16 protein-coding genes, 1 tRNA gene and 1 pseudogene are annotated in these 19,015 nt (G+C 63.7%); 10 read left to right on the forward strand and 8 right to left on the reverse strand.

Annotated features, from left to right (window positions below; all coding sequences use genetic code 11):
• Nucleotides 1-86: 86 nt before the first annotated feature.
• From yidC to rpmH, 3 genes are read right to left on the reverse strand one after another with little or no spacing between them, the layout of a single operon-like run.
• A complete protein-coding gene (gene yidC / locus AC0L2B_RS29880; RefSeq protein WP_287220359.1) occupies nt 87-1,910 on the reverse strand; it encodes a membrane protein insertase YidC in 1,824 nt (607 codons plus the stop codon).
• A 13-nt stretch (nt 1,911-1,923) separates the two neighbouring features.
• Nucleotides 1,924-2,277 (reverse strand): ribonuclease P protein component, encoded by a 354-nt coding sequence (gene rnpA, locus AC0L2B_RS29885; protein WP_128175793.1) that lies wholly within the window; start codon nt 2,275-2,277, stop codon nt 1,924-1,926.
• A gap of 16 nt (nt 2,278-2,293) precedes the next feature.
• Nucleotides 2,294-2,428: a 50S ribosomal protein L34 gene (rpmH, locus tag AC0L2B_RS29890; protein WP_008833937.1), complete on the reverse strand. Its 135-nt coding sequence runs from the start codon at nt 2,426-2,428 to the stop codon at nt 2,294-2,296.
• Nucleotides 2,429-2,728: 300 nt separating this feature from the next.
• On the opposite strand from rpmH, the gene AC0L2B_RS29895 reads away from it, so the two are divergent.
• Together AC0L2B_RS29895 and AC0L2B_RS29900 are read left to right on the forward strand one after the other, a co-directional pair.
• The gene (locus AC0L2B_RS29895) at nt 2,729-4,216 is read left to right on the forward strand and encodes an ATP-binding protein (protein WP_091596434.1); all 1,488 of its coding nucleotides are present in this window, start codon (nt 2,729-2,731) and stop codon (nt 4,214-4,216) included.
• 167 nt (nt 4,217-4,383) lie between these two features.
• Nucleotides 4,384-4,460: transfer RNA gene (locus AC0L2B_RS29900), tRNA-Arg, on the forward strand.
• 152 nt (nt 4,461-4,612) lie between these two features.
• Here the strand turns inward: AC0L2B_RS29900 and AC0L2B_RS29905 are convergent.
• Nucleotides 4,613-5,860, reverse strand: coding sequence for an MFS transporter (locus AC0L2B_RS29905; protein ID WP_473747943.1), 1,248 nt, complete (start codon nt 5,858-5,860; stop codon nt 4,613-4,615).
• Nucleotides 5,861-6,052: 192 nt separating this feature from the next.
• Here AC0L2B_RS29905 and AC0L2B_RS29910 point away from each other — a divergent pair, with 192 nt between their 5' ends.
• From AC0L2B_RS29910 to AC0L2B_RS29925, 4 genes are all read left to right on the forward strand, one after another.
• Entirely contained in the window at nt 6,053-6,712 is a 660-nt protein-coding gene (locus AC0L2B_RS29910) for an ArsR/SmtB family transcription factor (RefSeq protein WP_473607987.1), read from the forward strand.
• 102 nt (nt 6,713-6,814) lie between these two features.
• Nucleotides 6,815-7,126: an ArsR/SmtB family transcription factor gene (locus AC0L2B_RS29915; RefSeq protein ID WP_473747944.1), complete on the forward strand. Its 312-nt coding sequence runs from the start codon at nt 6,815-6,817 to the stop codon at nt 7,124-7,126.
• 3 nt (nt 7,127-7,129) lie between these two features.
• Nucleotides 7,130-7,615, forward strand: a complete 486-nt coding sequence (locus AC0L2B_RS29920) for an SRPBCC family protein (protein WP_473747945.1) — start codon at nt 7,130-7,132, stop codon at nt 7,613-7,615.
• A gap of 364 nt (nt 7,616-7,979) precedes the next feature.
• Nucleotides 7,980-9,851 carry an adenylate/guanylate cyclase domain-containing protein gene (locus tag AC0L2B_RS29925; protein WP_473747946.1) on the forward strand — a complete coding sequence of 624 codons (1,872 nt, stop codon included), beginning with the start codon at nt 7,980-7,982 and terminating at the stop codon, nt 9,849-9,851.
• A 192-nt stretch (nt 9,852-10,043) separates the two neighbouring features.
• Here AC0L2B_RS29925 and AC0L2B_RS29930 read toward each other — a convergent pair whose 3' ends face one another.
• The 3 genes and pseudogenes from AC0L2B_RS29930 to AC0L2B_RS29940 all read right to left on the reverse strand — a co-directional run bounded on the left by AC0L2B_RS29930 (nt 10,044) and on the right by AC0L2B_RS29940 (nt 12,754).
• A complete protein-coding gene (locus AC0L2B_RS29930; protein ID WP_473747947.1) occupies nt 10,044-11,297 on the reverse strand; it encodes a DUF5996 family protein in 1,254 nt (417 codons plus the stop codon).
• Between the two features lie 95 nt (nt 11,298-11,392).
• Nucleotides 11,393-11,560 (reverse strand): annotated as a pseudogene (locus tag AC0L2B_RS29935) (pirin-like C-terminal cupin domain-containing protein); the annotation flags it as partial.
• Nucleotides 11,561-11,860: 300 nt separating this feature from the next.
• Entirely contained in the window at nt 11,861-12,754 is an 894-nt protein-coding gene (locus AC0L2B_RS29940) for a LysR family transcriptional regulator (protein WP_473747948.1), read from the reverse strand.
• 155 nt (nt 12,755-12,909) lie between these two features.
• Between AC0L2B_RS29940 and AC0L2B_RS29945 the strand changes: the two genes are divergently transcribed.
• Entirely contained in the window at nt 12,910-13,560 is a 651-nt protein-coding gene (locus tag AC0L2B_RS29945) for a hydrolase (protein ID WP_473747949.1), read from the forward strand.
• 475 nt (nt 13,561-14,035) lie between these two features.
• Here the strand turns inward: AC0L2B_RS29945 and AC0L2B_RS29950 are convergent, their stop codons facing one another.
• The gene (locus AC0L2B_RS29950; RefSeq protein WP_473747950.1) at nt 14,036-14,929 is read right to left on the reverse strand and encodes a LysR family transcriptional regulator; all 894 of its coding nucleotides are present in this window, start codon (nt 14,927-14,929) and stop codon (nt 14,036-14,038) included.
• 340 nt (nt 14,930-15,269) lie between these two features.
• Between AC0L2B_RS29950 and AC0L2B_RS29955 the strand changes: the two genes are divergently transcribed.
• From AC0L2B_RS29955 to AC0L2B_RS29965, 3 genes are all read left to right on the forward strand, one after another.
• Nucleotides 15,270-15,908, forward strand: a complete 639-nt coding sequence (locus AC0L2B_RS29955) for a (2Fe-2S)-binding protein (RefSeq protein ID WP_027152089.1) — start codon at nt 15,270-15,272, stop codon at nt 15,906-15,908.
• Nucleotides 15,909-15,911: 3 nt separating this feature from the next.
• The gene (locus tag AC0L2B_RS29960; RefSeq protein ID WP_473747951.1) at nt 15,912-16,910 is read left to right on the forward strand and encodes an FAD binding domain-containing protein; all 999 of its coding nucleotides are present in this window, start codon (nt 15,912-15,914) and stop codon (nt 16,908-16,910) included.
• Nucleotides 16,907-19,015 (forward strand): xanthine dehydrogenase family protein molybdopterin-binding subunit (locus tag AC0L2B_RS29965; protein WP_473747952.1); only part of this gene is annotated, 2,109 nt, incomplete at its 3' end. The genes AC0L2B_RS29960 and AC0L2B_RS29965, both read left to right, overlap by 4 nt.

Genomic DNA, 19,015 nt, shown 5'->3' on the forward strand with positions numbered 1-19,015 from the left:
CGCTCCTGAAACGACAGCGGAGCTTATAGGGCGCGGCGGCGTCTACCGCCGCGCCGGGCTTTCCTGGATTCGGCAGGCAGCGCCGTCTATTCCGCCGGCGACGGTTTCTTCCGGAACAGTGCGACCAGATTGTCCCACAATTCGATCTTGGCGCCCTGCCGCTTCATGATCACGCCTTGCTGGATGATCGAAAGCAGATTGTTCCAGGCCCAGTAGATGACGAGGCCGGCCGGAAAACCCGCCATCATGAACGTGAAGACCACCGGCATCCAGGTGAAGATCATGGCCTGCGTCGGGTCCGGCGGCGTCGGGTTCATGCGCATCTGCAGGAACATGGTCAGGCCCATGATCAGTGGCCAGACGCCGATCATCAACATATCCGGCAGCGCGATTGGGATGAGGCCGAACAGGTTGAAGATCGAGGTCGGATCGGGCGCCGCCAGATCCTGAATCCAGCCGAAGAACGGTGCGTGCCGCATCTCGATGGTGATGTAGAGCACCTTGTAGAGCGCAAAGAAGACCGGGATCTGCAGCGCCACCGGCCAGCAGCCGGCGAGCGGATTGATCTTCTCGGTCTTGTAGAGCTCCATCATCGCCTGTTGCTGCTTCATCTTGTCGTCCGCGTATTTCTCGCGGATCTCGAGCATCTTGGGCTGCACCTTCTTCATGTTCGCCATCGACGCGTAGGACTTGTTGGCGAGCGGATAGAAGGCGGCTTTGACGACGACGGTGGTGGCCAGGATGGCCAGGCCGAAATTGCCGAAGAATTTGTACATCGTGTCGATCAGATAGAACATCGGCTTGGTGATCCAGATGAACCATCCCCAGTCGATCAAGCGGTCGAACAGCCTGATGTTGCGGTCTTCGGCATAGGCGTTGACCTTGGCCACTTCCTTGGCGCCGGCGAAGATTTCGCTCTCGACCGTCGCCGACTGGCCGGCATCGACGGTGATCGGGTCGGTCAGGAAGTCGGCCTGGTAGCGCGGTCGGCCGTCCTCGAAATAGGCGTAACGCGGCTGGAACTGCTGCTTCTCGGTCGGCACCAGCGTCACCGCCCAGTATTTGTCGGTTATGCCCAGCCAGCCATCGGTCGACTTGCTCGGCGTGAACTGCTTGTCCTCCTCGATCGACGAATATGTGTGTTCCTGCAGGCCTTCCGTGCCGGTGACGCCGATCAGCCCCTCATGCAGCACATAGATGCTGGCAACGGCAGGCTTGTCGAAGCGGGTGACACGGCCGTAATTCGACAGGGTAACGGCGGCCGACCCCGAATTCTGCACCGTGTCCGACACGGTGAACATGTAGTCGCCGTCGACGGAGAAGGTGCGCTTGAAGGTCAGGCCCTTGTCGTTGGTGAAAGTCAGCGTGACCGGGGTCGCCGGGGTCAGCGTCGCATTGCCGTCGACGGTCCACACGGTTTCCGGGCCTGGCACCGTGCCGGTCTTGTCGCTGCCGATAAAGCCGATCTCGGCATAGTAGCCCGTAGGCAGCGCCGCCGGGTTGAGCAGTTCGATCTCGGGCGAGTTCTTGTCGACCGTCAGCCTGTAGTGCTTGAGCTTGAGGTCGTCGAGACGGGCGCCGGCGAGATTGATCGAGCCCTCCAGGCTCGGCGTGTCGATCCTGACGCGCTTCGTCGACGCCAGCGCCTGCTCGCGGCTGGCCAGCGTTGTGCCGTCGGTTCCCGGTGCATTGGGTGCATTAGGAATGGCGCCTTGCTGCGGCACCGGCGTTTCGCTGCCGCCCGGACTGGCGGCTTCGGCCGCCTTCTTCTGCTCCGCAATCCGCTGCTCTTCGATACGGGCCGCCTCGCGTTGCGCCTCGCTGTGCGGCAGCACGTAAAAATACTGCCAAAGCGACAGGATCAGCACCGACAGCGCGATGGTGATGAAGAAGTTCCGGTTGTTTTCCATCGAAAGCCTTGGCCTATCGTGTTCCGCGCAGTCGGCGTGAGAGTTCGGCCTTCAACTGACCGAACGGAATGGCAAGCACATCTTCGCGCCCGACGATGACATAGTCATTGCCTGGCTTCATGTCATCCGCGGCATGCGTACGCACGGCTTCTCTCAGCCGCCGCCGGATGCGGTTGCGGACGACTGCGTTGCCGACCTTCTTGGTGACCGTGTAGCCGACGCGAGGCGCCGCTGCGTCGCTGCGGTCGAGAACCTCGACGAGAAAAAGCCGCCCGCGGCGCTTTTCGCCACGCCGGACGGCCAGGAATTCCGCGCGCTTCAGAAGCCGCTTGGGATGTGCTCCCACTGGCTTGCCGGTTGCGGGCAACGATCTCGTCTTCCGTTCAGGCGCTGAGCCGCTTGCGGCCGCGGTTGCGGCGGGCTGCGACGACGCCACGACCACCCTTGGTGGCCATGCGGGCACGAAAACCATGCCGGCGTTTGCGGACGAGTTTGGACGGTTGGTAGGTACGCTTCATTTGTTTTAATACCGCGGGGTGCGGCCCTTCTTGATTCTGTCACTCTGTAACAGGAGCTTTGCCCGGCCGGCTTTGGCGCGATCGAAACCGCGCCGGGACGAATGGCCCGAGCGTGAGCGGGCTTATAGAAAGAAGGGTTTTGGAAGTCAATCCGGCCTCGACATTCCGGCGCCTCGGGCCAACGGCTGGCGTGTGGCCGAGGTCTGGGCGGTCTTATCCCTGATTGGGACGAAGGATGAAATTGGCAAAAAAGCCGCAATGGCCTAATCTTGGCTGATCAAGTGATCGTGAAAAAGCAGCATGAGTGAAATCCCATCCGCGGACGAAAGCACCGATCGGGCGACCGCAGCCGCCCGCAGGGTGCCGTTGTCGCGTGGATTGTCGACAAAGCTCCTGCTGCTCACCATCGTCTTCGTGCTCCTGGCCGAGGTCCTCATCTTTCTGCCCTGGATCGCCAGCTACCGGCTGAGCTGGCTGAAAGAGAGGCTGAGCACCGCCGCGGCCGTCTCGATCGTGCTGGTGCAGGGAGAGCCCGCCTCGCTGTCGCGCGCTGCCCAGAATGATGTGCTGATGGCGATCGGCGCCAAGGCGATCGCCGTGCGCGACGGCGGTGTCTCGCGGCTTCTGGTGGTGGCTGAGATGCCGCCGCACGTCGACGAGCATATCGACATTGCCAATGTCGGCCTGATCGAGGGCATGACCGGCGCCTTGGACACGCTGTTGTTCGGCGGCGAGCGGATGCTGCGCGTTTTCGGGCCGGTCGGCGACAGCGACAAGGAATTCGAGCTGATCATGCCCGACTACAGCCTGCGCAATGCCATGCTCATCTATTCGCGCAACGTCGCCTTCGTCTCGCTGCTGATCTCGCTGTTCACCGCCATGCTGGTCTATGCCGCCATAGACCTGATCATGATCGGCCCGATACGGACGATGACGCGCTCGATGCTGGCCTTCTCCGAGGCTCCCGACGACCCCGGGCGGATCATCCGCCCTGCTGCCCGCGCCGACGAAATCGGCGTTGCCGAGCGCGAGCTCTCGCAGATGCAGGAGCGGCTGCAAAAGATGCTCTCCGAGCAGAAGCATCTCGCCGACCTTGGCCTCGCCGTGTCGAAGATCAACCATGACATGCGCAATATCCTGGCGTCGGCGCAGCTGATGTCGGACCGTCTGCGCCAGGTCAAGGACCCGACCGTGCAGGCCTTTGCGCCAAAACTGCTGCGCGCGCTCGATCGTGCCGTATCCTATTCGGAAGGTGTGCTTGCCTATGGCCGCACCCAGGAGCCGCCGCCCTCGCGCCGCAGGCTCAGGCTGCGCCAGCTGGTCGATGACGTCCACGGCCTGCTCGACACCGAAGGCGGCATCGAATTCGTCAATGCCGTCGATCTGGCTTTCGAGGTCGATGCCGATTCCGATCAGCTTTTTCGCGTGCTCACCAATCTTTGCCGCAACGCCGTCCAGGCGATGGCGGCGGACGCGGAAAGCGCGGTGGTGCGTCGGTTGTCGGTGTCGGCCGAGCGCGTCGGCAGCGTCAGCCGCATCACCGTCACCGACACCGGCCCCGGCCTGCCGCCGAAGGCGCGCGAGAATTTGTTTGCGGCGTTCCGCGGCTCGGCCCGCAGCGGTGGCACCGGCCTTGGCCTGGCCATCGCCTATGAACTGATCCGCGCCCATGGCGGCACGGTGGAGCTTGTCGAAAGCAGAGGCGGCCGCACCACATTCGCGGTCACCATTCCCGACCAGCCGGTCCGGCTCGACCAGGCCCGCAACGGCCTGCGCCGTCCCGCCTGATCCTCGCCCGCCCGATCCTCGCCCTGTCTGATCCTCTCCAAGGCACGAAGAACAAAACTTTTGCCGATCGGCTTGCTTTTCGGAAATGCAGTCGCTAGGGAACACCTCACATCGCGTCCGGTCGTCAAGGATCGGATCGCGAGGCCATGCAAAGCATCGCCTGTTGCGCGCCCGTAGCTCAGCTGGATAGAGCACCAGACTACGAATCTGGGGGTCAGGAGTTCGAATCTCTTCGGGCGCGCCAATAATCTCAATCAGTTAGCGGCGCGACACCGTTTCAAATCGGTTTTTGAAACGATTTTGAACGGCCGGTTGCTTTTTTGTGTGATTTCGCGCGAGTGGCACTTCAGGAACCCGACGCTGTCGCGGCGGAGGCGGACGCATCCGAGGCGACGTTCAACTGCTTCGTCCGGCATGACCTTCGCGCATCATGAAAGCGACCACGGTACCGGACAGGAAAGTGAGGGCGGCGATCGAGGCAATCGCCCACGCCAGGCCGAAGAAGTCGGCGATCAGTCCCGCCGACAGCGCACCGATCGCGTAGCCGAGATCGCGCCAGAAGCGGTAGACGCTGAGCGAGCGGGCGCGCCATGAAGGATGCGACGCATCCGACACCGCGGCGATCAGGCTCGGATAGACCATCGCCGTGCCCAGACCAAGCAGGAGGCTCGCCACCAGCCACCAGCCAAAATTCGAGGTCAGCGCCGTGAGAAAGAGCGCCGACGCCTGCACCCACATGCCGGCGACGATCAGGCCCTTGCGGCCCCATCGGTCGCTGAGCGGTCCCGTCACGACCTGCAGCACGCCCCAGGTGACGGGATAGACGGCCTTCAGAATGCCGATGCGCTCCACACCGAGCCCGCCGGCTGCGAAGAAGAGCGGAAAGATGCCCCAGCTCATGCCGTCATTGAGGTTGTTCACCAGCCCGGCCTGCGAAGCGGCAAAGAGGTTGCGATCCCGAAAGGAGGTCAACGCAAAGACCTCGCGGAAGGAAAGGGGTGAGGCCTCGCGCGGATGGTTCGCCAGTTCCGCACGCACATGATCGCGCGTGTCGCGCACGAGCAGGATCGAGAGCACCGTGCCCAGCACTGCGTAGCCGACGCCGAGATAGATCGGGATTGGTCGCAGACCGTAGCGACTGGCGAGATAGCCGGTGAGAAAGGCGGTGATCCCGACTGCGAGGTAACCGGCAAACTCGTTGAGCCCTACGGCGAGGCCACGCCCCTTCGGGCCGACAAGGTCGACCTTCATGATGACGGTCATCGACCAGGCGAAGCCCTGGCTGATGCCAAGCAGCGCGTTGGCGGCGATGACCCAGTTCCAGTCTGGCGCCCAAATGATCATGAAGGGCACCGGCAGGCCGAACAGCCAGCCGATAACCAGCACGCGCTTGCGCCCCCATTTGTCGGCGAGCTGTCCGGAGACAAGGTTGGCCAGCGCCTTGACGACGCCGAAGCTGACGATGAAGGAGACGACCAGCGTGGTCGAGGCGAGCCCGAATTCCTCTGAGCCGATCAACGGCACGACGGTGCGTTCTATGCCGACCATGCCGCCGACGAATGCATTGATAAGCACAAGCAGCGCGAACTGCCGCCAGTTGGCCTTGAGACCGAGGCTCACTGCTGGCGCCGCGATCGTTGTCATGCGGCACCGGCATTGATGGCTCGGGTGCGTGCGGCCATCACTACATCAATCCCGTTCGGGAGCCGTCAGAGCCGGAGCCAAGGCTGCTAAGCGATTGAAGGGGCTTCTCGGCCACGGACTTGTCTCCTCGGGGGCCGTGTGATACGCACATTCAATAATTATGTTGAATGAACTAGCGTGGCTGCTACCCTGATGTCAATCCGCAATCCGAAGCAGGCACTTTACCAGCAGTTCGCGGTTGTCGCGAAGGCTCTGGGCAATCCGCAGAGGCTGGAACTGATCGAGCAACTCGCGCAGGGTCCGCGCAGCGTGGAAGCCTTGGCCGCCAAGCTTGCGCGTCCGGTGGCGAATGTCTCGCAGCATCTCCAGGCGATGCGCCGCGCCGGACTGGTGACGTCAGAGCGCGATGGCAAGTTCGTCAACTACCGGCTCGCAGATGAAAGCGTACTTGCCGCCTTCGCCTCCATTCGAGTCGTTGCCGAGCGGCATTCGGCCGAGGTCGAACGCATCGTGAGGGGCTATTTCGACCGGCGCGACGATATGGAGCCCGTGTCCCGGGAAGAGCTGGCCGCGCGAATGAAAGACGGACTCGTTACAGTCATCGACGTCCGACCGCCCGATGAGTTTGCGCTCGGACATCTGCCCGGCGCGATCAACGTCCCCCTCGGCCAACTGGAACAGCGGTTGTCCGACCTCGAGGCGAAGCCCGAGATCGTCGCCTACTGCCGCGGACCGTGGTGCGTGATGTCGTTCGAGGCGGTCGCATTGCTGCGTGAGCACGGCTTCCGCGCACGCCGCATGGAAGATGGCCTGCCCGAATGGCGTGACGCGGGCTTAGCTGTCGAGGCTTGATCGACCTCAACTTCAAAGTCAGTCACCCGCCCCTCATTCGCTGGGTCCTTTTTGCCGTAGCAAGGTTGACACATCACGTTAGTCTGTGCTAACGCGTTAGTGGTGACTAACGTGAACAACAGCTGGACCGCCCTGGGCGACCCCACCAGGCGCACGATCTTCGAACTCTTGGTCGAGCATCCGCGTTCGGTTACCGAGTTGGCGCGTGCCCTGCCGGTGAGCCGGTCGGCGGTCTCGCAGCATCTGAAGGTGTTGAAAGAGGCAGGGCTCGTGGCTGCCACGCCGGACGGCAAGCACCGCATCTACCGCGTCGAACCCGACGGGCTGGCGGCGCTTCGCACAGAGCTCGACCGGTTCTGGATGAAGACGCTCGCTGCCTACAAGCAAGCTGTCGAACAACCGCGAAAGGAGTGAACTATGAACACGCAAACAGCAGACACCTCGGTCAGGCACTCGATCGTGGTCGAGGCATCGATCGAACGCGCCTTCAAGGTCTTCACCGAGAATTTTGGCAAGTTCAAACCCAGGGAGCACAATCTGCTCGCCGTGCCGATCGCCGAGACCGTGTTCGAGCCACGCGTCGGCGGCCATATTTATGACCGTGGCGCCGACGGCAGCGAGTGCCGCTGGGCGCGCGTGCTGGCTTATGAGCCGCCGCACCGTGTGCTGCTCAGTTGGGACATCAGCCCGCAATGGCGGTTGGAGACCGATCCGAACAAGGCCAGCGAGTGGGAAGTCCGCTTCACTGCCGAGACGGCTAATCGGACCCGCCTGGATCTCGAGCATCGCAAACTGGAGCGCCACGGCGCCGGCTGGGAAAGCGTGCGCGATGGTGTCGCCGCCGATCAAGGCTGGCCGCTCTACCTGCAGCGATACGCCGACCTGTTCGGGCGTCGGGCCTGACGGCCACATCCGCAAGCATCAGATCGAATCCGGCCTCGCGGCCTGCAATCCCGTAAGCTCAGGAGTTATTCGCGGTGGCGACACTGCCGCCGCGAATAACGTCCCTTGCCTACCCGGAGCCCGACAAGCGTAGGCGCAATAATTGCCTGACCAGCATGCCCAACGCCGCTTCGGATGCGGGGACGGCTCCGCGCGAAGCGGATGATGGCTGACGAAGGTCAGAACGGTATAGGCCACAATGGTCACGCATTTGTGAGCTGTATGATAAGCCTATTCGGGATTATGGGTCTAATCTTGAAGCGTGCGTCGTCTTAAGTGTCACTAGTAATAGTCCCTGCAGGGCCGCCGCTCAGGAATAATGCTGATGGAACGCAAGCTCGCGGCAATCATGGCCGCCGACATCGTCGGCTACAGCCTGCTAATGGCCGAAAACGAGGCTTCCACCTACGCGAAGCTGCGCGCTGTTTTTGACGAGCTCATTGACCCGACCATTGCCCGCCATGGCGGGCGCATCGTCAAGACGGCGGGAGACGGCTTTCTCGCCATGTTTCCCAGCGTCAACGAAGCGGTCGATGCGGCGCTGGCCATACAGGAAGGCTTCGACAAGAGCCCGTTCGAGCTGCGCATCGGCATCAATCTTGGCGATGTCATCGAAGATGACGGCGACGTATACGGCGACGGCGTCAATGTAGCTGCCCGGCTTGAGGCCATGTGCGATCCGGGGCAGATATTCGTCAGCGGCGCCGTGGTGATGGCGGCCGACCGCAACAGCGCGGACAGGTTCGTCCGCATCGGCCGCAGGCGGGCCAAGAACATTCCCGAACTTCTCAACGTCTACCGCGTAAGGCGCGCGGGCTCTGCGTGGTCGCCATGGCGGCACGTGCCGCAGGTGCTGCGCAGCACCGCCGCCCGCTGGTCTTATGGCATAGCCGCCATAGCCCTCGTCCTCATCGGCACCCAAATCCAGCCGCTCCCCCTGGCAGCCATGGTCAGCCGCATCCCGGCGGTCTTGTCGATGGACCAGAGCCGCGCCGACCCCCGGCCGTCAGTGGCGGTCATGCCTTTTGCCGCGATGAGCGGCAGCGGCGAGCAATCATATTTCGCGGACGGACTGGCCGAGGATGTGACGACAGCCCTTGCCCGCAATTCAGAGCTGCAGGTCATCGCGCGCGATTCCACCTACGCCGTGCACGGGCAGGATACGGACGTGCGCAAGCTCGGGGCGAAGCTCGGCGTTGATTATGTGGTTGAAGGCAGCGCCCGCCGTGAAGGCGACCAGCTTCGCGTGTCGGCGCAGCTGATCGATGTAAAGACAGGCACGCATCTGTGGTCGCGCAGTTTTGACCGCCAGGTCGCCGACGTGTTCACCGTCCAGAGCGAGCTGACCACCGAAATCGTCGCGCAGATCGCGCCCTATATCGGCAGGAGCGAGGCGGCGGCGGCAGCGGAACGCCCGACCGACAATCTGCAGGCCTATGACCTCGTGCTGCAGGCCCGCAACCGCTACCGGCACGGCGGCGACGACCCGCAGGACATTCTGGAGGCGCGGGGCCTCTACCAGCGCGCCCTTGAAATGGACCCGTCCTATGCGGCCGCCCGCGCGGGCCTCGCGCTGACCTTTATCGCCAGCGTGGCGCAGAGCGGTGACGGCCGGGAAAACGCGCCGGAACTCCATCTTGGGCTTAGCGAGGCGCGGCAGGCGGTCCGTCTCGACCCCAATCTTGGCCTTGGCTATCAGGTCATCAGCTTCGGGCTTGCCCTGCAGGGCGACTATTCAGGCGGCTTGCAGGCCGCACGGCGCGCTGTCGAACTCAACCCTAACGATCCCGACAGCATGATGGCGCTTGCAAAGGCGCAGGTTCGCTTCGGGGAATATGATGATGCCGTCGCCAACGCAGAGCGGGCCCGCCGCCTTCATCCGATGGCGCCCGAGTACTACGCCTATGTGCACGGGCAGGCGCTCTACGCGGCTGACCGCCGCGATGAGGCTTCCGCCGTCATAGAAGAATGCCTGATCCGGGCGCCGCGCGATGCAAACTGCCTTCTCATTCAGGCCGCTTTGCAGAGCGCGGGCGGCGAGGTCGAGGCAGCCCAGCAGACGATGGCAAGGCTGGTCGAGGCGCATCCGGCATTCTCGCTGGAAGCAGAGCGCGCTTACCGGCGTTTCGGTGACAGGCCGCTGATGGAAGAGTTCCTGCAGGACCTCGCGAAGGCCAAGGCTCCTGAGTCCGCCTGACAGTTCTTACAGAGCGACTTCAAACATATAGCGGTGCCCAGTTTCATCCTCTCCGGCGCGCCAATTTTTGCCACTCCACGACGCCAACTCCGAAAATTGCCGCCAATCGCCGCCGGAACTACGTCCGCCGCTAACGGTGGTAGGAGTCGGTCGGATCCGGTACGTTGGCGGGTGGAGGAAGTTGCGCGCAGCCTATGACCGACGCAGCACGTCCTGCCATTCGAGATGACGGTCGATCTGCGCTTTTGCGAACGGACAAAGCGGAATGATGGCGACCCCTTCGCGCCGGGCATCCTCGACCGCCTGGCGTACCAGTCGCTCGCCGACCTTGCGGCCACGCAACGCCGCTGGAACTTCGGTATGGTCGATGATGATCAACCCTTCGCCGGCCCGGCTATAGGTCATCTCAGCTTCGACGCCGTCGACGAGGATCCGGTAGCGTCCCTTCGATGCGGTATCCTCCCGCTCGACCTTTTCGACGGTCAAGGGAGAGGCAGGGCCCGGCTGCTCGGCGTCATGCGGCCGCACCTGACCCCGCCGCCCCGGCAGGCAGTCCAGTAGGTCGCGGTCCCATCTTCCGAGATCGGCCGCAGCGTCGTAGGTCGAGACGAGAAACTCCATAAGCGCCGCGTCGGGATTTGCAGCCGACTGAACGGCGTCGTACGGCAGGATGAATTCCGATAGGCCCTCATGCCAGAACGCGCCCTCGGGCCGAACCGAGGCGCCCCAGAAGCCACTCGGCGCCGGATAGGCGTAGGCATAGAACGCCGGGTAATCGATGCCGCCACCGCCGGGCCAGAAACCGGCTGAGGAGACCTCGCGGTCGTAGGCTTCCTGGGCCACATCGTTGGGCAATGAAGGAATGCCGCCGGGATGGAGAGGCGCGCGCCGCCCTGAAAAGCGGGTGACGGCCAGGTCAAAACTGCCCCAGAACAGGTGAACGGGACTGGACTTGCCAAGAAAGGAGGTCCGGAACCGATTGAATACCCTGTCGACCGCCACCGATGCGTGATGGAAGCGCTGAACGGCTTCCCGGTCATAGGGCCGGTCGCGATGATCTTCGGTGAACGGCACGGGATTGGGCACCTCGTTCGGATTGCCGTTAAAGGTCGGCGTGCCTCCAAGTTCGGAAATCAACTGCACGAAATTGGCGTGGAACGCCGCGACTGTGGATGGCCCGAGCGCAAACGATGCCTTGCGACCATTGCCGCATGTGCCAACAACCATATGGTTCCGAAGGTCGAAGAGGATCTCGATGCCCGGGCCGTCGGGGATCGGCGAGGAGGTCAGGCCGAGCGGCGTGACATAGAAGGTCGCGTTCCAGGAATGGTTGAGCCACGGGGTATGAGCAAGGCGATATTTCCCGGCGATCTGCAAATAGAGATGCAGGGCCGAACACGTCTCGCGCCCGCCGAGGTAGTCCAGGTGGGGCCACTCGTTGCTCATTTTGCTTTCTCCATTCAGAACATACCGGCACGCGACGCGTCATCTCGTCTGAACCACGCCGGGTCCGCGCCCAGGCGACCTCCTTCCTAGCGCGGTCAGTCCGGTAGGGGAATGTGCTCATCTCGGTCATCGATCGGGAGACCGAAACGTCCCTTGCCCCAGTCCTCGGCGCGCCATTCGGCCTTCGCTTCTTCGATGCGGTCGTTCGAGGAGGCGACGAAGTTCCACCAGATATAGCGCGGTCCGCTGAGCGTTGCGCCGCCGCCCGGTTCGATTGCCGGGTTCCAACTCATGAGCGTCATCCTCTCTTGGGCTTCCGGGAGGCCTCGCCCTTGCCGATGCGAATGCCCGATTGCGATCAATCCGGACCCCGCGAGCGGGAAGGACGCTTTCGGCCGACGAATGCCTAAACTGGCGAGCGACCGTCTGCCCAACTAGTCCTATGATACGTCAAGCTGTGTCGCAGTAAGTGGAACGTGCGGGCAATGTCGTCGAGCTCAGCGGCTCGCCGTAGTGCGACCGTCGAACACGGTTCCTTGACAATGCTTTGAACCGTTCGTGTTCTAACGATCAACTCCCCAAAGATCCGGGTTCTGTTTGAAATACTCGATCAGCAACTCGGTGAGCACCCGGACTTTCCGTGTGGGGTGCTGACCCGGCGGTCGGACGACATATGCGGCCCCCGGAGGTACCGGATAGCGTGTCATGATCGGGACCAGCGCGCCGGAGGCCACATAATCATGCGTGATGCAATCAGGGAGCCAGGCGATGCCGAGACCTGCCACTGCGGCGGCGGCAAGCGCCGTGGCGCTGTCAGCCTTGAACCTGCCCTGCGGCTGGACCGTAACAATCTTGTCGCCATCCATGAACTGCCAGGCTTCCGTTCCCTGCATGAGGGCCTGATGGGTGACGAGTTCGTCTGGAGACTCGGGTGACCCGTGCGCTTCGATATAGTCTGGGCTCGCGACAAGCTTTCCATGGATCGGCCCGACGCGCTTCGCGATCAGGTTGGAGTCCTGAAGGTAGGCGCCCCGGATCGCGCAATCGAAACCCTCTGCGATGAGATCGACGAAGCGATCGCTGTAGGAGGTATGAATGTGAAGCTTCGGGTGCAGACGCGCCATTTCCGCGAGCACGGGGGCGAAGTGGGTCGCGCCGAAAGTAAGCGGCATGGCAACCCTCAGGCGGCCGCGCAGCTCACCGGTTGGGAGGATGGTTTCCCTGGCCGTGTCGATCTCGGCGCTGGCCCGGGCCGCATGATCCCTGAACGTGATTCCCGCTTCCGTGAGCGCGGCGCCGCGGGTCGTTCGTGCAAGCAACTGGACGCCAAGCTCCGCTTCAACCCGAAAGAGCCGCCGACTGACGATTGACTTGGAGACGCCGAGCCGGCGCGCTGCGGCCGATACGCCCCCTGCATCGGCCACTGCGACGAATGTCTGCAGATCTTCGATGTCCAATTCGGCGTTCCTCGTTTCGCGACACAGCTTGCCTGACTATGGCACTACCGCATCACCCAAAGGAACAGCAAATTGCGGCAAGGCAACGTCGCTCGGCGGCGCATGTCTCCCCGTGAACCCATTGCCGTCCACAACGGCAGAGAAAGGAAGTCTTGATGACCCGCCGTAACGGCCTTGATTCGCTTCTTCGTCCCGAAGACTCGGTACTCGTTCTGATCGACCACCAGCCTTACCAGCTCACGAACCTGAACAGCCACGACCCGCATATGGCGGTCAACAATGCTACGGGTCTGGCGAAGGCCGCCAAGGCATTTAGCGTACCGACCATCCTCACGAGCGTGCTCGCTGACCGAGGCGGGCTCATCTTTCCGCAGATCACCGACGTCTTCCCCGGCCAGGAGGTGATCGACCGGATGCTTATCAACACCTGGGAAGACCAGAAGGTCGTCGACGCGGTCAAGAAGACCGGCCGCAAGCAGTTGATCATCGCCGGCCTGTTCACGGAGATCTGCGTCGCGATGCCGGCGATCCAGGCTGCCGGCGAAGGATGGGACGTCACGGTCATCACGGACGCCTGCGGCGGCGTGTCGGTTGAAGCCCATGAGGTGGCGATCCAGCGCATGATCTCGGCCGGCTGCAACATGATGACCTGGATGGCGCTCGCGTGCGAATGGCAGCGCGACTACACGAGGGCCGAGACCCTGCCTGCATTGATCGAGCTCCTCAAGGATCACATGGCCGGCAGCGGCATGGCGTACCTGTGGGAGCAGCAGCTGCTCAACACGCCCGTGCCGAGCGAAGGCTGATGCGGACCGGGATGGCGAGCTTTTCGGTGAGCGCGGGATCGATTCCCTTGCCGGCCCTCGCCATCCTCGTCCTGCAGAGAAGCCCCTGCAATGTCGCGAACAGTTTCAGATGCACGCAAATGCCGCACCCGCTTGCCTCGGCTGGCCCGAAATCATCGGCCGTTACCTCGGAGCGCTGCTGCGGTGCGGAACCTTTGATCGCGGCGGGACAGCGCCCCTCTGTCCTGCCGGACATCTCCCCCACTTGGGGGGAGATTGGCCTTCATCAATGATTTCGCCAACCACCAACCTTGCAAAAGGACGCTGTCCGCGAAGCTGCCAATCTCCCTTCCTTGTGGGGGAGATGTCGGGTCTTGGGCAAAGAGAGCAGGACAGAGGGGGCGCGAAGGATCGCTACAGAGCGCTTTTATTCTGGGCCGCCGCATTCTTCGGCGGATGTCACGGCTCGATTGGTTCTCAATAGGACTGCATGGCCTCAACCCGAGAAGCGGAGCGTATCGACGAGCAGGGCGAAAGCCGGCGACGCTTGGCGACGGCTTGGATAGTAGAGGTGATATCCCGGCCAGGGCGGGGACCACTCCTTAAGCACCCGCATCAGGCGGCCGCTTTCCAGATGACGCTCCGCGACATCCTCCGGCACATAGGCGAGGCCGAAACCAGCCAGCGCCGCCTCGAGAATCTCGAGGGTGCCATTGAGGACAATCTGGCCGTCCACCCGCACCTTCAGCTCGCGACCATCGCGCTCGAAATCCCAGGCCCAAAGCCCGCCATTGATGGAAAAGCGCTGGTTGATGCAAACGTGGTCGGTCAGCTCCTGCGGCGTCGTTGGCGGCGGCCGCCTGGCGAAATACGACTGCGTCCCGACGACGGCGAAGCGGATGTCCGGTCCGACGCGCACCGCGATCATGTCTTTTGCAACACGCTCTCCCATTCGCACGCCCGCGTCGAACCGTTCGGCAGCAATATCCGTCAGTGCGTTGTCGAGGAAGACCTCGACCGTGACGTCGGGATAGTCCGGCAGGAGCTTCGCCAGCTTCGGCCAGATGACGGCGTTGAACGCGTGATCGCTTGCCGTGAGCCGAATGGTGCCGGCGGGCTTCTCCCGCAATTCGCTCAACGCGTCGACCTCCGCCTCGATCTCCTCAAAGCGCGGGCCGATATTGCGCAGCAGCCGCTCGCCGGCCTCTGTAGGTGAAACGCTGCGGGTCGTTCTCGTCAGCAGCCGAATGCCCAGCCGCTCTTCCAGATCGCGGACCGTGTGGCTGAGCGTGGACTGCGAAATTCCGAGCTGCGCAGCGGCGCGCGTGAAGCTGCCCTCCCGCGCGACCGCCAGAAAGGCCAGAAGCATATCGGTTCGTCCGCGCTGCATTTATGGCTCCGCCCCATAAGTTTGTGCGGATTATACGGACTAATCGAGCGAACTGCACACACTCAATCGATCGCGATTGCCGAGAGCACCGCAAATTCCGGACGGTGGCGCGAACCCCGTCTGAGCAATGACGATGAAGGAAGAACCGGCGGCAGTTCATTCGCGTCGCTGCCATTCATGGCCCCGACCGATAGGTCCTATCGGGGAGCGGGCGCTAATCAAGGCGCCTCAAGCGCTCTAAGGTTTTAGCGTCGCACACGCACCCAGCGTGTCTTCGGGCCGGGGGGCATCCATATCTTGGGCCGCGAATTGGCGGATCATCACGAAAGCGACAATCGACATGTCTGATAGCCAAAGAACTTCGACAGCCAGTTCGGACATAACGCGCCGGGAGCTCATGCAAGCGGCTGCTGTGACTGGCGGTGCTCTTTTAGGAGAACAATTCGTGCCCGGAGCTATTTCTCCGGCGCTGGCACAGGCTGCCGGCGCCGCGACGGCGCCGCTCGATGTGTCGCTGCGCATCAACGGGACGGAGCACCGGCTTTCGCTCGACCCGCGCACGACGCTGCTGGATGCGCTGCGCGAGCACCTGCATCTGACGGGCTCGAAGAAGGGCTGCGGCCTCGGCCAATGCGGCGCCTGCACGGTGTTGATGGATGGCATGCGCGTGAAGGCGTGCCTCTCGCTCGCGGCGCTCGCTCAGGGCCGCGAAATCAAAACCATCGAAGGATTGGCGCAGGGCGATGAGCTCCACCCGTTGCAGGCGTCCTTCATCGAGCGCGATGCCTTCCAGTGCGGCTATTGCACGTCGGGGCAGATCATGGCCGGCGTCGCCTGCATCAGCGAAGGCCATGCCGGGTCGCCGCAGGAGATCCGCGAATGGATGAGCGGCAATCTGTGCCGTTGCGGCGCCTACGACCATATCGTCGCGGCCATCCAGGACGCGGCTGCCGTGTCCAACTCGACGCAGGAGGGCTGAGCCATGCATCCCTTTGTGCTCGAACGTCCGCGGGATCTCTCTGCCGCACTCAGCTTCGGCGCCCAAGCCGGCCGCAATGATGCGCCGGTCGAATACATCGCCGGCGGCACCGACATGGTGCAGCTTCTGCAGGAGTATGTCCGCCGACCGGATCGGCTTGTGAGCCTCGCGGGAGTTCTCGACGACGGCATCGAGATCGGTCCGCAAGGCCTGAGGCTTGGCGCCGCCGCCACGATGGCGGAGGTGGCCGCCCATCAAGCTGTGGTCGAGCAGTTCCCTCTGATATCCCAGGCGCTGCTGAATTCGGCGAGCCCGCAGGTCCGCAACCAAGCGACCATGGGCGGCAATCTGCTTCAGCGCACACGCTGTCCCTACTTTCGCGATGTCGGCTACGAGGCATGCAACAAGCGCGTGCCTGGCTCCGGCTGCGCCGCCCTGGACGGCGAGAACCGCTGGCACGCAGTGCTCGGCACGAGCGACAACTGTATCGCCGTTCACCCGTCGGACCTCGCGGTTGCCCTGGTGGCGCTCGATGCGTCGGTCGAGCTCCGAGGAGCTGGCGGTGACCGTTCCGTGCCGCTCTCCGATCTCCATCGCCTTCCCCGCGATACGCCGCACCTCGAAACCGTTTTGGAACCGGGCGAAGTGATCACCGCGATCACGGTCCCGGCCAGGGCGGCAGGACTGCGGTCTCACTATCTCAAGGTACGCGATCGCGCCTCCTTCGAGTTCGCCGTGGTCTCGGCCGCAGTCGCAATCGAGACGGACGGCGCTCGCATCCGGCAGGCCCGCGTAGCGCTCGGCGGCGTTGGAACGAAACCCTGGCGCCTGCCGAACGTCGAGACCGCGCTCGCGGGCGCCGACTTCGAGCCAGCGGTGCTCCGCCAGGCGGCGGCGCTTGCAGCAGACGGCACACGGGGTCGCGGCCACAACGGTTTCAAGATCGAACTCATGCAGCGCGCCATCGTTTGCGCGGTCGAAATCGCGGGAGCACGCGCATGACTGCTGCCTTGATCGGAAAATCCGTCAGCCGCGTCGATGGCCGCGTGAAAGTTACTGGCGCTGCGACCTATGCTGCCGAGTTCGAGGTGCCGAACCTCGCCCATGCCGCCGTCGTCAGGAGTATTGTCGCGAACGGCCAAATTGCCATCGACACGGCGGAGGCCGAACGGGCGCCCGGCGTAATCGCGGTTGTGACACACCGCAACGCGCCCCGCCTCGCCTACCAGCCGCACAAAGGCCTCCCCGACGCAGCCGTTGGCGAGCGCCTGCATGTGCTGCAGGACGACCGAGTGACTCACCAGGGCCAGCCGATCGCGCTGGTGGTCGCCGAGACGCTTGAACAGGCGGTTTACGCGGCGGAGGTCGTGCGGGTTACCTACCGGCACGAAGCGGCGGCCACCGACATGGAAAGCGTCGATCCAGTTCTGCCTACCGGGAAACCGGCGGAGTGGGAGATACGGCGAGGCGAACCCGACAGCGCCTTCGAACAAGCGGAATTCCGGGTCGACCAGACCTATGTGATCCCGCGCGAGAACCACAATCCGATAGAGATGTTCGCCACCATTGCCTCGTGGCAGGGCGGCAGCCTGACCCTGTGGGACAAGACACAGTGGGTGCACAATGTTGCCGAGGAGATCGCCGCCGTGTTCGGCATCGCTGCCGAGAACGTGCGTGTCATCTCGCCCTTCGTCGGCGGCGCGTTTGGTTCGGCGCTGCGCTGCTGGCCGCATGTCACGCTGGCGGCACTGGGCGCCCGTGTAGCCGGACGGCCAGTCAAGCTGGTGCTGTCGCGGCGCGAAATGTATTACGGCGTCGGCTACCGTCCTCACACGGTGCAGCGGGCCGCGCTTGGCGCCTCCCGTGACGGCCAGCTCCAGGCCATCCGGCACGAGGGCCACCAGGAGACCTCGACCTACGAGGAGTTCACCGAGGCGCTGCTCAGCGCGACCCGGTTCCTGCACTCCTGCCCGAACGTCCACACGCGCCATCGCATCGCGCCGATGAACGTCCACACGCCGACCTACATGCGCGCGCCCGGTGAGGCGAGCGGCATGTATGCCCTGGAATCGGCCATGGACGAGTTGGCGGTCGCGCTGAACATGGATCCCGTCGAACTGCGGTTGCGCAACGAGCCGGACCGGGACGAATTTAGGGATCTCCCGTTCTCGAGCCGTTCGACCAGGGAATGCTACCGGGCCGCCGCCGAGCGTTTCGGGTGGGCACAAAGGAACGCCGCGCCGCGCTCCATGCACGACGGGCGCTCGCTGATTGGCTGGGGCATGGCCAGCGCCACCTATCCGATGAACTATGCACCCGCCTCGGCCATGGCCCGGCTCTTGCCGGACGGCACTGCCGAAGTGATGAGCGCAGCGAGCGACATGGGACCCGGCACATGGACATCGATGACGCAGGTCGCGGCGGACACGCTGGGCCTGCCGATCGAGCGGGTCAAGTTCACGCTTGGCGACACCCGCCTGCCGCGCGCCCCTATCCACGGCGGTTCCATGACCATGGCGAGCGTCGGCAGTGCGGTGCAGGCGGCTTGCCGCAAGGCGCGCGACGACGCGCTGGCACGCGCCGGCTCCAACGATCTTGAAGAGGCCATGGAGCGTCTCGGCCAAGTCATCGAGGCAACCGCCGACGTCGCTCCCGGAGATGAGACGAAGCGGTTTTCCATGCACGCCTTTGGCGCCGTGTTCGTGGAGGTTGCCGTCGATCCCGATCTCGGCGAGACGCGCGTGCGGCGCATGGTCGGCGCCTATGGCGCCGGCCGCGTCGTCAACCCGAAGATCGCGCGCAGCCAGTGCATCGGCGGCATGATCGGCGGCATCGGCATGGCCCTCATGGAGCACTCGGTTGTCGACCCCCGCAACGGGCGCGTCACCAATGCCAATCTCGCCGAATACGCCGTGCCGGTGCACGCCGACGCGCCGCCTGTCATGGACGTGATCTTCGTCGACGAGCACGACCCGCACGTAAACCCGCTCGGCGTGAAAGGCCTCGGCGAGATCGCGCTGGTCGGCGTCGCGCCAGCGATCGCCAATGCCATTTTCCACGCTACCGGAAAGCGTGTCCGCGAACTGCCGATCACGCCGGACAAGCTG

This window comes from Mesorhizobium sp. WSM4815 (genome assembly GCF_055811575.1).

Bases quoted from the DNA above. Each gene is read 5' to 3' on its own strand.
- yidC (WP_287220359.1), bottom strand. From the start codon at position 1,910: ATGGAAAACAACCGGAACTTCTTCATCACCATCGCGCTGTCGGTGCTG.
- rpmH (WP_008833937.1), bottom strand. From the start codon at position 2,428: ATGAAGCGTACCTACCAACCGTCCAAACTCGTCCGCAAACGCCGGCAT.
- AC0L2B_RS29895 (WP_091596434.1), top strand. From the start codon at position 2,729: ATGAGTGAAATCCCATCCGCGGACGAAAGCACCGATCGGGCGACCGCA.
- AC0L2B_RS29905 (WP_473747943.1), bottom strand. From the start codon at position 5,860: ATGACAACGATCGCGGCGCCAGCAGTGAGCCTCGGTCTCAAGGCCAAC.
- AC0L2B_RS29910 (WP_473607987.1), top strand. From the start codon at position 6,053: ATGTCAATCCGCAATCCGAAGCAGGCACTTTACCAGCAGTTCGCGGTT.
- AC0L2B_RS29920 (WP_473747945.1), top strand. From the start codon at position 7,130: ATGAACACGCAAACAGCAGACACCTCGGTCAGGCACTCGATCGTGGTC.
- AC0L2B_RS29925 (WP_473747946.1), top strand. From the start codon at position 7,980: ATGGAACGCAAGCTCGCGGCAATCATGGCCGCCGACATCGTCGGCTAC.
- AC0L2B_RS29930 (WP_473747947.1), bottom strand. From the start codon at position 11,297: ATGAGCAACGAGTGGCCCCACCTGGACTACCTCGGCGGGCGCGAGACG.
- AC0L2B_RS29945 (WP_473747949.1), top strand. From the start codon at position 12,910: ATGACCCGCCGTAACGGCCTTGATTCGCTTCTTCGTCCCGAAGACTCG.
- AC0L2B_RS29950 (WP_473747950.1), bottom strand. From the start codon at position 14,929: ATGCAGCGCGGACGAACCGATATGCTTCTGGCCTTTCTGGCGGTCGCG.
- AC0L2B_RS29955 (WP_027152089.1), top strand. From the start codon at position 15,270: ATGTCTGATAGCCAAAGAACTTCGACAGCCAGTTCGGACATAACGCGC.
- AC0L2B_RS29960 (WP_473747951.1), top strand. From the start codon at position 15,912: ATGCATCCCTTTGTGCTCGAACGTCCGCGGGATCTCTCTGCCGCACTC.